The organism is Idiomarina sp. UBA3176 (genome assembly GCF_002364295.1).
In the GTDB taxonomy this organism is placed as follows: Bacteria; Pseudomonadota; Gammaproteobacteria; order Enterobacterales; family Alteromonadaceae; genus Idiomarina; species Idiomarina loihiensis.
Genome location: NZ_DEXU01000025.1, coordinates 38,954 through 52,184 on the forward strand (window position 1 = coordinate 38,954; position 13,231 = coordinate 52,184).

A 13,231-nucleotide genomic window follows, 5' to 3' on the forward strand; every position below is an offset into this window, starting at 1 on the left:
TCACTATAGCGACTCTTATTTAAGCATTCCGCGCAATACGTAATGTAAGATACCACCACTTTTGTAGTAGCTCATTTCATTACCAGTATCGATACGGCACTTAACCTCAAACTCAACTTCGCTTCCGTCTTTGCGTTTAGCAACAACTTTCAGCATCTGTCCAGGCTTGAGATTATCATCAAGACCTAAAATCGATATCTGCTCTTCGCCGGTCAGCTTGTGTTCTTTAACACCTTCACCTTCAGCAAATTGTAGCGGCAGAACGCCCATACCCACCAGATTAGAACGGTGAATACGTTCATAGCTCTCAGCTAGTACGGCCTTAACACCTAACAGCGTTGTACCTTTTGCTGCCCAGTCGCGGCTTGAACCGGTACCGTACTCTTTACCAGCTAATACAACCAACGGCGTATCATTTTCCATGTACTTCATGGCGGCATCGTAAATGGCCATTTGCTCGCCAGTTGGAATGTACTTGGTGTAACCACCTTCGACATCATCCAGCATCTGGTTTTTGATACGAATATTAGCGAAGGTACCGCGCATCATGACTTCGTGGTTACCACGACGCGAACCATAAGAGTTAAAGTCTTTAATTTCGACGCCATTTTCCTGCAGATACTTACCTGCCGGTGAGTCCGGTTTGATAGAGCCTGCCGGTGAAATATGGTCAGTGGTAATTGAATCAGCAAATACCGCCAATACGTTGGCGTCTTTAATGTCGCTCGGTGCTTGCAGTGGCTTATCAATACCTTCAAAGAACGGTGGGTTCTTAACGTAGGTAGAGTCGTCCTGCCAGTTATACGTATTGCCTTCTGCAACACTAATTGACTGCCATTCTTCATCACCTTCAAAGACTTCGCCATATTCTTTGCCGAACATCTCGTTATCAACCATTTTCACAGCCTCGGCAATTTCTGAACTGCTAGGCCAAATATCTTTCAAGAACACATCATTACCGTCTGAGTCTTTACCTAAAGGATCTTTACTCAAATCGGTACGTGTTGTACCCGACAGCGCATAGGCAACCACTAGCGGTGGTGACGCCAGCCAGTTAGCCTTAACTTCTGGATGCACACGGCCTTCAAAGTTACGGTTTCCTGACAACACAGAAGATACTGTCAGGTCACCTTCATTAATGGCCTGTGTTATTTCATCATCCAGCGGGCCGGAGTTACCGATACAAGTGGTACATCCGTAGCCCACTAAGTTAAAGCCAAGCTTATCTAAGTATTCATCTAAACCGGCTTTTTCAAAGTAGTCGGTAACTACTTTAGAGCCCGGCGCCAGCGAGGATTTAACCCAGGGCTTACGTGTCAGACCTTTCTCTACGGCTTTCTTAGCAACCAAACCAGCCGCCATCATGACACTTGGGTTTGACGTATTGGTACAAGAGGTTATAGCAGCGATGACAACATCACCGTGCGACAAGGAGTAATCCTTACCTTTCACTTGTACTTCTTTGTCTTTCTCACCCGATTTACCGTTAGTTTCCAGTATCAGGTCGAAGTTACTGCCAAGCTGCTCCATATCCACCCGGTCCTGAGGACGTTTCGGACCAGCCAATGAAGCCGTTACAGTACTTAAATCTAGCTCCAGCGTGTCAGTGAACTCCGGCTCGTTGTCATTATCGCGCCACAAGCCCTGTGCTTTAGAGTATTTCTCAACCAGCTCAATGGTTTCTTCATCACGGCCTGACAGGCGGAAATAGCGCAGGGTTTCGTCATCAACCGGGAAGAAACCACAGGTTGCACCATATTCCGGCGACATGTTTGAAATGGTTGCGCGGTCAGCTAATGGTAAGTTGTCCAGACCAGGACCGTAAAACTCAACAAATTTACCTACTACGCCTTTTTCACGCAGCATTTGAGTAACGGTTAATACCAAGTCTGTCGCGGTTACACCTTCTTTCAGTGCGCCAGTCATACGGAAGCCGACAACCTCCGGTATTAACATAGAAACCGGTTGACCCAGCATTGCAGCTTCGGCTTCAATACCGCCAACGCCCCAGCCTAATACGCCAATACCGTTGATCATGGTGGTGTGCGAGTCGGTGCCAACCAAAGTGTCAGGGTAGGCAAAAGTTTTGCCGTCTTCTTCTTTCGTCCAGACACTTTTACCTAAATACTCTAGGTTCACCTGGTGACAAATACCGGTACCCGGCGGTACTACGCGGAAGTTTTCAAAGGCACCCTGCCCCCATTTCAGGAACTCATAACGCTCTTTGTTACGTTCCATCTCAAAGCGGACGTTTGCTTTAAAGGCACCTTCGGTTGCGTATTTGTCGACCATTACCGAGTGATCAATAACCAGGTCGACAGGTGACAATGGGTTAATGACTTCAGGGTCATGGCCTGCTTTCGCCACGGCGTCACGCATTGCCGCTAAATCGACAATACCCGGAACACCGGTGAAGTCCTGCATCAGAACCCGCGCAGGGCGGTACTGAATTTCACGGTCAATTTTTTTCTTCTTCGACCAGTCGACCATGGCTTGCAAATCGTCTTTAGTGACGGTTTCGCCATCTTCATTACGCAATAGGTTTTCAAGTAAAACCTTCATTGAAGCAGGAAGTTTAGAAATGTCTCCTAAGGCTTCCTCTGCTTTAGGCAGGCTATAATAATGAAAGGTTTTCCCTTTAACATCTAACGAACTTAAGGTTTTCAGACTGTCTTTGCCTGACATAGATTCTCTCCCATTCGCTTCCAAAGCGTCGTTGTGAACTAAACGGTCTCTTAAATATAGACAAACAGAACCGTTTCAGCCATCAAATGTGTGCTTTGATGAAAACATAAATCAAAAGTTTGTGCCAATTAACTGCTGGTTAAGTACTCAGTTAAGCAACTATTTTTATTATAAATTGTGTTTATATTACATAGTCTGTAAAAAGTGTTTAAGATCAATCAGACATCAGTCTTAGCGAATAAAATAAGGATATAATGGATGAGTCAGGTACTCGATGATTTACTCGACCTGCTAACCCTGGAAAGCATTGAGGACGGTCTTTACCGTGGACAAAGTCAGGATTTAGGCTTTGGTGCTGTTTTTGGTGGTCAGGTTATTGGACAGGCGCTTTCGGCCGCTAAAGAAACCTTACCTCAGGAACGAGTGTGCCATTCGTTTCACAGTTACTTTTTACGTCCGGGCGACGCCAAAAAACCCATTGTTTATGACGTTGAAACCATACGCGACGGTAGAAGTTTTTCCGCACGCAGAGTCAAAGCCATACAGTATGGTAAACCCATTTTCTACATGACAGCGTCTTTCCAGCAACAGGAAGAAGGCTTTGAGCACCAGGACACCATGCCTGAAGTGCCTGGTCCGGAAGGCTTAGTTTCAGACTTGGACATTTATCGTGAGCACGAAGAGCTGATACCGGCTCCGCTGCGCAAAAAATTCATTTGCGACAAGCCCATAGAAATGCGCTTTGTTACCCCTTACAACCCATTTAAACCTGAAAAAGACGAACCGCGCCGTTATGTCTGGTTCAGAGCAAACGGCAACATGCCGGACGACCAGCGCGTGCACAAATACCTACTGGCTTATGCGTCAGACTTTAACTTTTTACCAACGGCACTACAGCCTCATGGTGTCAGCTTTGCCCAACCCCATATGCAGGTTGCTACCGTTGATCATGCTATGTGGTTCCATCGCGATTTCCGTATGGATGACTGGCTGCTATACGCAATAGACAGCCCTTCAGCCAGTGGTCAACGTGGTTTAGTTCGCGGGCAAATATTCACACGTGACGGCGTATTGGTTGCCTCAACAATTCAGGAAGGTGTTATCCGGGACCGCGGTTAAACGCGATCCCGATATTAGGGCGTGTTGACGTTTGCTGATTAGGTCAGAGAAACAAAGAAACCGGCAATTGCAGCACTCATCATGTTTGCCAAAGTCGCTGCTAATAAAGCCCGCATACCTAAACGAGCAATGTCATGGCGTCTGCTGGGCGCCATACCACCTAACCCGCCAAGCAAAATGGCAATAGATGAAAAGTTCGCGAACCCGCACAGCACAAAGGTAATAATTACTTGAGAGTTTTCACTTAACTGATCTTTATAATTGACAAAATCGAGGTAGGCGACGAATTCATTAATAACCAGCTTCTGGCCAATAAAACTTCCCGCCAGGTTCGCCTCATCCCAGCTGACCCCTAATACATAGGCAACAGGCTGAAATACATAACCAAAAATTTGCTGTAAGGTGATTTCAGAATACCCAAACCAACCGCCAACCCAGCCAAAAATACCGTTGACCAATGCAATAAGCGCAACGAAGGCTAACAACATAGCACCCACGTTCATGGCCAATTGCAGACCGCTGGACGCGCCCGTAGCCGCAGCATCAATCACGTTTGCGGAATTGTCTTCTACTTCCACCTCTTCTAAATCGTTACGCGGCTTCTCGCACTCGGGGATCATCATTTTTGCCATGAGGAAACCACCAGGGGCCGCCATGAAGCTTGCCGCAATCAGATATTTTAGCTCAACGCCAACACCTGCGTAACCGGCTAAAACCGAACCGGAAACCGACGCCATACCACCTACCATAACGGCAAACAGTTCTGAGCGCGTCATAGTACCGATAAACGGCCTGACCATCATGGGAGCTTCGGTTTGTCCGACAAAAATATTGGCGGCCGCCGACATGGATTCCGGGCGACTGGTACCTAAGAGCTTTTGCAGGCCCCCGCCCAAAATGCGAATCACCCACTTCATAATGCCTAAGTAATATAAAACGGAGATGAGAGAGGAGAAGAAAACAATGACCGACAGAACTTGAATGGCAAAAACAAAACCAAAATCTTCAGATGCCAGATTACCGAACAAGAAGTCGATACCCGCCTGCGTGTAACCAATTACAGCGGAAACTCCTTGTGCAAAACCAAACAACAGTTCACGCCCAATAGGAATATAAAGCACAAAGCCTGCAAGAATAACCTGTATAGCAAAAGCTCCAATAACCGTTCGCCAGCGGATAGCTTTACGATTCGTTGAAACTAAATAGGCAACGATAAAGATGACGGCAATGCCGAGAATACTATTCATAGAAGAACCAATTTTATTCCGCCAGCAACTGACGTATTTTTGTTTTTATAATATCAATGGCGATTTCGTTCTGACCACCGCGAGTGACAACGAGATCGGCAAACTGCTTAGACGGGAATATAAAGTCAAAGAATGCGGGACGAACATACTGCTCATATTGCTCAGTAACCGACTGCAACGTACGTCCACGCTCTTCAATATCGCGCTTGATACGGCGCAGCAGACAAATATCCAAAGGCGTGTCCATAAATACCGAGATATCAAACTGCTCACGTAATTTTTCATCGGTTAACAGCAAAATACCTTCAACCATTACGACTTTTGCCGGAGCAACCCGTATCGATTCTTCCAGACGGGTATGCGTAGTATGGCTGTACTGCGGCATATCGACCGCTTCACCGGCTTTTAACTGCCGCAAATGCTGCATCAGCAAATCGTGTTCGAAAGCAGCAGGCTGATCATAGTTAGTTAACACCCGCTGTTCCATGGTCATATGACTCTGGTCACGGTAGTAAGCGTCTTCGGCCAGAATAGCAATGCCGTCAGTTCCTAATTCAGCCACTAACTCCTGATACACCGTGGAGGCAAACAGGCTTTTTCCCGACGCTGAAGCGCCAGCTATCGCTATAACTGTTATTTTACTCACAAGCTTCCGTTTCTATTTGCTGCAAACCGCGCGCAATTATCCTTGATTGTCTGTGTAATTAAAAGACTTGACTGACACCTTTATTGTCATAACTTTGGCCGATAATCTCCCATATGTTTAATTTCGTTACAATTTAGCCTGAACATAAGCATGCATATCAGTGCCTCCTCTCGTATAGTAAGTTTGCTAAATAAAAAAATAATCCAGGAACCACTATGAAAATGATGAAAACTCTAACCGCTGTTGCCGTAGCCACGGTGTTACTCGGCGGTTGTCAGACAACTCAATCGGCTGATAACGGACAGGCTGTCAGCCAGTCACAATTTCCCGAAGTAAAGGTCAACTACGAGACATTTACTTTAGATAACGGCTTAACTGTCGTTGTTCATGAAGATCGCAAAGCACCGATTGTTGCGGTAAACGTTTGGTACGCCGTTGGCTCTAAAGACGAAAAGACAGGCCAAACGGGCTTTGCTCATTTATTTGAGCACTTAATGTTTAACGGCACCGAAAACTACGATGACGAATACTTCGGTCCTTTTGAACGCGCAGGTGCAACAGAAATGAACGGCACCACCAACAATGACCGTACCAACTACTTTGAAAACGTTCCTACGCCGGCACTGGACATGGCGTTGTGGATGGAATCTGATCGTATGGGTCACCTGTTAGGAGCTGTAACTCAGGACAAGCTCGACGAACAGCGCGGCGTTGTACAGAACGAAAAACGTCAGGGTGAAGCTCAGCCTTATGGTAAGGCCTGGAGTTATATCGCCGAACAAACCTTCCCCGAAGGACACCCTTACTCATGGTCTGTTATTGGCTCAATGGAGGACTTGAACGCCGCCTCTCTGGACGACGTGCACCAATGGTTTGAAGATTACTACGGCGCGGCCAACGCTGTCCTGGTTTTAGCCGGTGACATTGATGTTGAAACCGCTAAAGAAAAAGTGACCAAGTACTTTGCTGATATAGGCCCTGGCAAACCATTGCAAAAACAGGAAGCCTGGGTTGCTAAACGTGACGAGCAAAAACGCTCTACTATGGAAGACCGCGTTCCGGCTCCGCGAGTTTATAAGGTATGGAATACCGCACAGATGGGAACGGCTGACTCTGAGTACCTGAACTTGTTGGCTGATATTCTGGCTAACGGTAAAAACTCGCGTCTATACGAGCGTTTAGTATACAACGAGCAAATCGCCAGCTCTGTCGGTGCTTTCCAGTATGGTCGTAAACTCTCCGGTCAATTTTTTATTACAGCTGATGCCAAACCCGGTGTTGAGCTTGAGCAAATTGAAACAATTATCGACGAAGAGCTTGAGCGCTTAATTACGGAAGGTCCAACGGCTGCAGAACTGCAACGCACCAAATTCAGCACCACAGCTGACTTTGTTCGTCGCGCTGAAAAAGTCGGAGGTTTTGGTGGTAAGTCAGACCTTCTGGCTTCGGGAGCGGTTTACCATAACGACCCTGGTTTTTACGAAAAAGAAATGAAGTGGACTAAAGAAGCGTCCGTTAACAACCTGCAAAATGCCGCTGAAAAATGGCTGAGCGATGGCGACTTCGTTCTTAATGTTGTACCACAGCCTGACTATGCAGCTCAGGAAACCGACGCTGACCGTTCACAGTTGCCTCATGTCGGCGACTTACCTCAGCTGGAATTACCTGAAGTTAAAACATTCACCTTATCTAATGGTTTAGAAGTTTACCTGGCTCAGCGCAGCGACACACCAACAGTAGAAATGAGCCTGGTGTTCGACAGCGGCTATGCCTCGGATGTTGGCGGTAAGCTGGGTACAGCCAGTTACACCATGTCGATGCTAAAAGAAGGTACTGAAAACCTTAGCGCACTAGAGTTAAATGAGCGTTTAGAGTCTTTAGGAACCAACTTGAACGCATCCGCTAGTCTGGATAGCTCACGCATTAACATGGACACACTCAGCGTTAACTTTGCCGAGAGCTTAGCACTGATGAATGATGTGCTGCAGAATCCGGCTTTTTCTGAAGAAGAAATTGAACGCAAACGTTCAAATTGGATAGAAGGCATTCGCAAGGAAGAAGCTCGCCCTCAAACTCAGGCTTTACGCGTATTGCCGGGCTTAATGTTTGGCGAAGGACACGCCTACAGCCAGCCATTAACAGGCTCAGGTACACCTGAATCCATTAAGTCATTAACTCGTGAGGACTTAATTCAGCATGCTCAAACCTGGTTACGCCCGGACAACGCAAAACTCGTGATTGTGGGTGATACCAACGTTGAACAAGCTCAGTCTTTATTGGAAGAGCAGTTTGCCAGCTGGCAGGCACCAGCTTCTGATAAGCCAGAAAAGACACTTGATGCTTCAATGGCTTCTGGAACCAGTCGCGTGTTCCTGATTGATAAGCCAGGAAACCCTCAGTCAGTGATAATAGCGGGTCAGTTAGCCCCTTCTGGCCAAGTCGATAATGCTGATACTGTTGACGTAATGAACACCATTCTTGGTGGCAGTTTCACCAGTCGTCTGAACATGAACTTACGTGAAGACAAAGGCTGGTCATATGGTGCACGCTCTATCTGGTTAGATAATGAAGGCCCTGGTTTACTCGTTGCTCTTGCTCCGGTTCAAACGGATAAAACCAAAGAGTCGATTGAGGAAATTATTAAAGAGTTTACTCAGTACGAAGGTGACAAGCCTGCAACCGAAGACGAACTGGCAAAAGTAAAAGCCAATAAAACGGCTAAATTACCTGGCGCCTACGAAACCAAAGGCAGCTTGCTTAGCGGTTTAGTCAGCACCTTTAATAAAGGCAAAGATGTTGAGTACCTCGAAAACTATGGTCAACGCATAAACGCCATTACGCTTGACGACATTCAGGATAATGCAGACAAGGTTCTTAAACCTGACGCTATGACCTGGGTTATCGTTGGTGACCTGGCTGAAATTGAAGATAAAGTACGTTCACTGAATTTAGGTGAAGTGACCATTCTAAAAGAAAGCGACGTGAAGTAACATCGTCTCCCCCAGTCTTTCTGACTGGGGGAATTTCTCTCTCATTACTCACCAAATAATTGCTCTGCGCGACTATGAAGGATCCAGCTGGTTAAAATATACTTATCATTTGATACAGGTATTCTGCCTCTATGCGTGTGAGTAAAGTAAGCTGGCGCTATAACCATTTGACCCGCTTGTGGCTTTAACGACCGTTCTTGATAATAAAAGTCAGTTTCGCCACCTTCGTCTACATTATTTAAGTAATACATAAATAATAAAGCCCGATGCAATGGTTCAGTTGAACCTTTCTGCGGAAAAGCTTCGCAGTGCCAGTAATTATAATTTCCTTCACCTTTTCGATAACGCTGCATTTGTATTGCACCGACACGAAACAGCTTTTGCATAATTGCCATTTCATTGCCTTTCGCTATCTCATCAAAATTATCATGTGTTAAAGCGGCTGGCTGCTGAGTTTCCGGATGCCGCAACGTTAGCGCGACTGGTGCTATCAAGGCAAAGTGATACTTTTTAAAATACTCCAGCGCATGTCGGGCTGTGATCTGCTGTATTTCTAGCAGCAGCTTCTGGTACTCCGGGTGAGCGTTCAATGCTAAGTCCGTACTCGACTTTTTACTCACATCAACACCACCCCCGGTGCGCCCCTGGAAGGTATGCGGCGACTTTTCGAAAACCGTAATCAACTGTTGGCACAGTTCGTAGGGTAAGGCATTATCATAGGTTTCGATAAAATCGTTCATAAAGATGACTCTTTCCAATAGCTATACGTTTAGCCGAGATAGCATTTAAAAAAATTAATTCAATACGCGATTGACTTCCGGCGACGGCTTACCAATGTAGTAGCCTTGTAAGTACTCAATTTGTTGGTCACACAAATAGCTATTTACTTCCTTATTCTCAACAAATTCAGCCACGATAGGAATATGTAATTCCTTACAGATACTGATCAGGCCATTCAGAATACTGGCGCTTGTCGGGTCATGTAATACGTTTTGCACTATGCTGCCATCAATCTTCAAATAATCCGGACGAAGACTTATCAGGCGAGAGAAGTTTGAATAACCGACACCAAAATCATCTATCGCAATTTGTCCACCTAAACGTCTGACATCTCTGGCAAAAGCCTGAACCTTGGTAAAATCCTCTGTCGATTCGGTTTCCGTAATTTCGAAAATAAGTTGTGCTTTCTTATGCTCTGACAGCACATAATGAATAAAACTGACCGTTTCTTCATTTAAAATATCTTCAATGGAGACGTTCACAGATATTGCGACTTGGTATTGCTCGGACGTTAGCACCGCCTGTTCAATGACAGAGCGGGTAATTTCACAGTAATAACGTGTTGTCTTTGCCTCGTCTAAAAACAGTCCCGGCACTAAATCCTTATTGTTATCTCTTAGCCGGACTAGCGCCTCGTAATAGCTGGGCTGATTTTTGTTCGTACTTTGAATGGGTTGGTAATAGTTTACAAACCGATGATCAACCAGCGCTGACTGAATTTTAGGAAGCCAGTTCACTTTATTCTCGTCCAGCAACTCACGCTCGTAAACCACTTCAACTTTATAGCCGGAGTAAATGGCTTTCGCTTTGGACAAAGCACTTTCCGCAAGCTGTAACTGTTTTTTACGCCCAACACCCATGCCTATTGCGACATCCAGAGTGACATCACTATTTTCCACTTTGAGTTTGTGTAACGACAAAGCCTTGTAAAAGCTAAGCAATTGTCTCTCGAATAAACTGGGGATCATTCTGAAATCTGGAATTAACGCAAATTTATCACCATGCAAACGATAAATATTGATGTGTTTGGTTTTCAAAAATGCCGAAGCCCAGTCACTAAATTCACGCAGTAATGCATCACCAAATTCTAAACCGTAGAAATCGGCGTAACTTCGAAATTTACGGATATCCAGTACGGCAAGACATTGAGCCCCTACCTGCTTAAGGTCGTTGAGCAAGTCAATTCGGGTAGGAAGAGCGGTTACCTGATCATAGCGGGCTTCCTGCAGTAATTCATCAAGATGAATCTCTCGTGAGATATCCTGAAACAACAATATTTGCTCAGCTAAAAGGCCATCAGTTTCGTATAAGGGAATTGCAATACAGCGACACCAGCGTCTTCGGTTGGTACTTGTCAGGCAAAGTCGGCCATTCCAGACTTCACCATTAGCGGCAGCTTGGTTTATCTCACCAGTCACATCGTTGCGACTATCAATGTGGAGAAACTCAGAAAATGCGGTTGTGCGCTTTAAATAGTGAACTCCTAGCAATTTATGCAGAGATTCACTCATCCAGCGAATATTACCCTCCGGCGACAAGCGTGCACATATTGCAGCAGACTCTAACGTATTTATATACTGCTTTAATAAAAATGGATTACGCATCAATGCCTGCTCAGTCAACGTCAACAAATTAAATGTTACTTTTTTGTAATGTACCGAATCCGTTCCGATAATGACAGCCTGTTACAACAGATAGTTTGATCAAAATCGATAGGTTACGCCTATATTTAACGCATTAATTGTGTATTCGTCTTTATCAATCAATTTTATCCAGTCAATAAAGTAAGTTGTTCTGGGGTTATGATCATACTGAACCCCACCGCCATAGCTAATACTGTTAAGCGTTGTATCTTCCCCCCCTACCGTAAACTTCCCACGCGTAAAGCCACCGGTAAGATACAAAGCGATGTCAGGAGACAAATACAAACGAGGTTTAGCTAAAATACTGGCCGTGTAATCGGTTTCAAACTTGGTGCCTTTATCGCTGCTGCTGTGTACGCCGAAGCCGTAGCGCGCCTCTGCCGACAAGCTGTTACTGTAACGATGACCTAGCATCAGGTTAATCGCATGCGGGGTAAATGAAGGTGCGCCCTCAAGCTCAGTATCAACATTCAACTGAGTTAAAGATGCGGCACCGTAGTAGCCACTGTCCTGCGCTTGGGCAAACAAACTGAAAAACAAAAGCGTACTACCACATAAAACAACGTTCAAAAACTTCATGCGACTTCCTTATTAAGCTGGTAACCCTGAGTGAAGGTAGTTTACCAGACTCTGTTAAAGGTGATATACCCCTTGGTAATCAGCAACATCGACATTGTATGTGGTGTTCTTCATTAAATAGTCACGGAAAGTTTCCAATGCATCTAACTCACCATGCACCAATTGAATTGGTGTGTTTGGTTTTAAACTGGATTGCTCTAACCAGTCAGCAATTTCCTGATAATCGGCATGTCCTGACAGTCCCTCTAAAGAACGGACTCGAGCTTTTACCGGTAACCATTGGCCATGCAGCTTTATCGACTCCACCCCCTGCAGCATTTTAGCACCACGAGTCCCTCCGGCCTGGTGTCCGCTAAATAAAACCGTCGCACGATGATCACTCAACCATCGTTTAAAGTGATGCAGAATTCTTCCGCCTGTCGCCATACCACTGCCCGCAATAATAATGTGAGGCCCCGATTGAGACGCAATAGCTTTTGATTCATCGACAGAACGAGTGTACTCAACTCTTGCAAAGGTTCGGGAACACTCTGAGTCCGTCAATTTATGAAGGTTGTGGAAACGCTGGTAAAGTCCCGAAACGTTAATAGCCATAGGAGAATCCAAATAAATAGGTTGTTTAGGTACCCGCCCCTCATCCATCAATTTAACTAACAGATATTGCAGCAGTTGTGCTCTGCCGACTGAAAAACTCGGAATTAATAACACACCACCGGACTGAGCCGTCTCATTGACGACTTCTGCCAACTGATCTTCCGCATCTTCGGTTTTAGCATGAAGCCGATTGCCGTAAGTTGACTCAAGCAGTAGCAAGTCCAGATCTGGTAGAGGTTCAGGTGGATACATCATAATATCCTGCGGACGCCCAATATCACCGGAGAAGCCAACGCGTTTACCTTCGGCTTCAATAATGACGCTTGAAGCACCCAGAATATGACCGGCTGGCTGCAAAGTCACTTTAATATCGCCAATCTCAAATTGTTGATGAAACTCAACGCCCTGAAGCAGTCGTATGGCTGACTTTGCCATTGCTTCATCATACAAAGGTTCTGGTTTTTCATGGCGGCTTAGCTTATGTTTACCAAGGTATTTCGCATCTTCTTCCTGAATTCTTCCGCTATCTGCCCACAGGATATCGCACAAACCAGATGTTGCGTGATGTGCGAAAACAGGCCCCCGGAAGCCTTCTTTATATAGCACCGGAACAAACCCCGAATGATCAAGGTGAGCATGAGTCAATACGACACCGTCAACCTGATTAATACCCATTGGCAAAGGCTGCCAATTACGCCGCCGCAACCACTTATAGCCCTGAAAAAGACCGCAGTCTATTAGAATTCGGGTTGATTCTGTTTCAACTAAATATTTGGAACCGGTAACCGTTTCCGCACCACCTAAAAATACGACTCTCATTGCGTGTCCTTATTTAAACCGACAACAAAGTATCTCACTTCACTGTCGTAGAAAAATAGACGAAAGACAACTATTCGTGCATTGACGATCATTAATAATCTTGCTTCACTCAATTAAGACAAGGAGTAA

Annotated in this window: 9 protein-coding genes; 2 read left to right on the forward strand and 7 right to left on the reverse strand. The window is 45.5% G+C overall.

The genetic code is table 11. The annotated features are described in order from the left end of the window. Positions 1 to 15: 15 nt before the first annotated feature. Entirely contained in the window at positions 16 to 2,685 is a 2,670-nt protein-coding gene (gene acnA, locus B2U97_RS12455) for an aconitate hydratase AcnA (protein ID WP_286822962.1), read from the reverse strand. A gap of 258 nt (positions 2,686 to 2,943) precedes the next feature. Between acnA and tesB the strand changes: the two genes are divergently transcribed. Next, on the forward strand, positions 2,944 to 3,804 hold the full coding sequence (gene tesB / locus B2U97_RS12460) for an acyl-CoA thioesterase II (RefSeq protein ID WP_286822963.1): 861 nt from the start codon (positions 2,944 to 2,946) through the stop codon (positions 3,802 to 3,804). A 38-nt stretch (positions 3,805 to 3,842) separates the two neighbouring features. Here the strand turns inward: tesB and B2U97_RS12465 are convergent, their stop codons facing one another. Together B2U97_RS12465 and udk are read right to left on the reverse strand one after the other, a co-directional pair. After that, positions 3,843 to 5,051, reverse strand: a complete 1,209-nt coding sequence (locus tag B2U97_RS12465) for a NupC/NupG family nucleoside CNT transporter (RefSeq protein ID WP_034821333.1) — start codon at positions 5,049 to 5,051, stop codon at positions 3,843 to 3,845. A 13-nt stretch (positions 5,052 to 5,064) separates the two neighbouring features. Next, a complete protein-coding gene (gene udk / locus B2U97_RS12470; protein ID WP_286822964.1) occupies positions 5,065 to 5,697 on the reverse strand; it encodes a uridine kinase in 633 nt (210 codons plus the stop codon). 215 nt (positions 5,698 to 5,912) lie between these two features. Between udk and B2U97_RS12475 the strand changes: the two genes are divergently transcribed. Then, complete coding sequence (locus tag B2U97_RS12475; RefSeq protein ID WP_286822965.1) at positions 5,913 to 8,687, forward strand: M16 family metallopeptidase; 2,775 nt, start codon at positions 5,913 to 5,915, stop codon at positions 8,685 to 8,687. A gap of 44 nt (positions 8,688 to 8,731) precedes the next feature. Here the strand turns inward: B2U97_RS12475 and B2U97_RS12480 are convergent, their stop codons facing one another. The 4 genes from B2U97_RS12480 to B2U97_RS12495 form a co-directional block, all read right to left on the reverse strand. After that, entirely contained in the window at positions 8,732 to 9,427 is a 696-nt protein-coding gene (locus tag B2U97_RS12480) for a 2OG-Fe(II) oxygenase (protein WP_286822966.1), read from the reverse strand. 54 nt (positions 9,428 to 9,481) lie between these two features. Beyond that, on the reverse strand, positions 9,482 to 11,071 hold the full coding sequence (locus B2U97_RS12485; protein ID WP_286822967.1) for an EAL domain-containing protein: 1,590 nt from the start codon (positions 11,069 to 11,071) through the stop codon (positions 9,482 to 9,484). A 99-nt stretch (positions 11,072 to 11,170) separates the two neighbouring features. Continuing rightward, complete coding sequence (locus B2U97_RS12490; protein ID WP_286822968.1) at positions 11,171 to 11,689, reverse strand: porin family protein; 519 nt, start codon at positions 11,687 to 11,689, stop codon at positions 11,171 to 11,173. A gap of 54 nt (positions 11,690 to 11,743) precedes the next feature. Beyond that, positions 11,744 to 13,102 (reverse strand): MBL fold metallo-hydrolase RNA specificity domain-containing protein, encoded by a 1,359-nt coding sequence (locus B2U97_RS12495; RefSeq protein ID WP_286822969.1) that lies wholly within the window; start codon positions 13,100 to 13,102, stop codon positions 11,744 to 11,746. Positions 13,103 to 13,231: the final 129 nt, after the last annotated feature.

Bases quoted from the DNA above. Each gene is read 5' to 3' on its own strand.
- acnA (WP_286822962.1), bottom strand. From the start codon at position 2,685: ATGTCAGGCAAAGACAGTCTGAAAACCTTAAGTTCGTTAGATGTTAAA.
- tesB (WP_286822963.1), top strand. From the start codon at position 2,944: ATGAGTCAGGTACTCGATGATTTACTCGACCTGCTAACCCTGGAAAGC.
- B2U97_RS12465 (WP_034821333.1), bottom strand. From the start codon at position 5,051: ATGAATAGTATTCTCGGCATTGCCGTCATCTTTATCGTTGCCTATTTA.
- B2U97_RS12475 (WP_286822965.1), top strand. From the start codon at position 5,913: ATGAAAATGATGAAAACTCTAACCGCTGTTGCCGTAGCCACGGTGTTA.
- B2U97_RS12480 (WP_286822966.1), bottom strand. From the start codon at position 9,427: ATGAACGATTTTATCGAAACCTATGATAATGCCTTACCCTACGAACTG.
- B2U97_RS12485 (WP_286822967.1), bottom strand. From the start codon at position 11,071: ATGCGTAATCCATTTTTATTAAAGCAGTATATAAATACGTTAGAGTCT.
- B2U97_RS12490 (WP_286822968.1), bottom strand. From the start codon at position 11,689: ATGAAGTTTTTGAACGTTGTTTTATGTGGTAGTACGCTTTTGTTTTTC.
- B2U97_RS12495 (WP_286822969.1), bottom strand. From the start codon at position 13,102: ATGAGAGTCGTATTTTTAGGTGGTGCGGAAACGGTTACCGGTTCCAAA.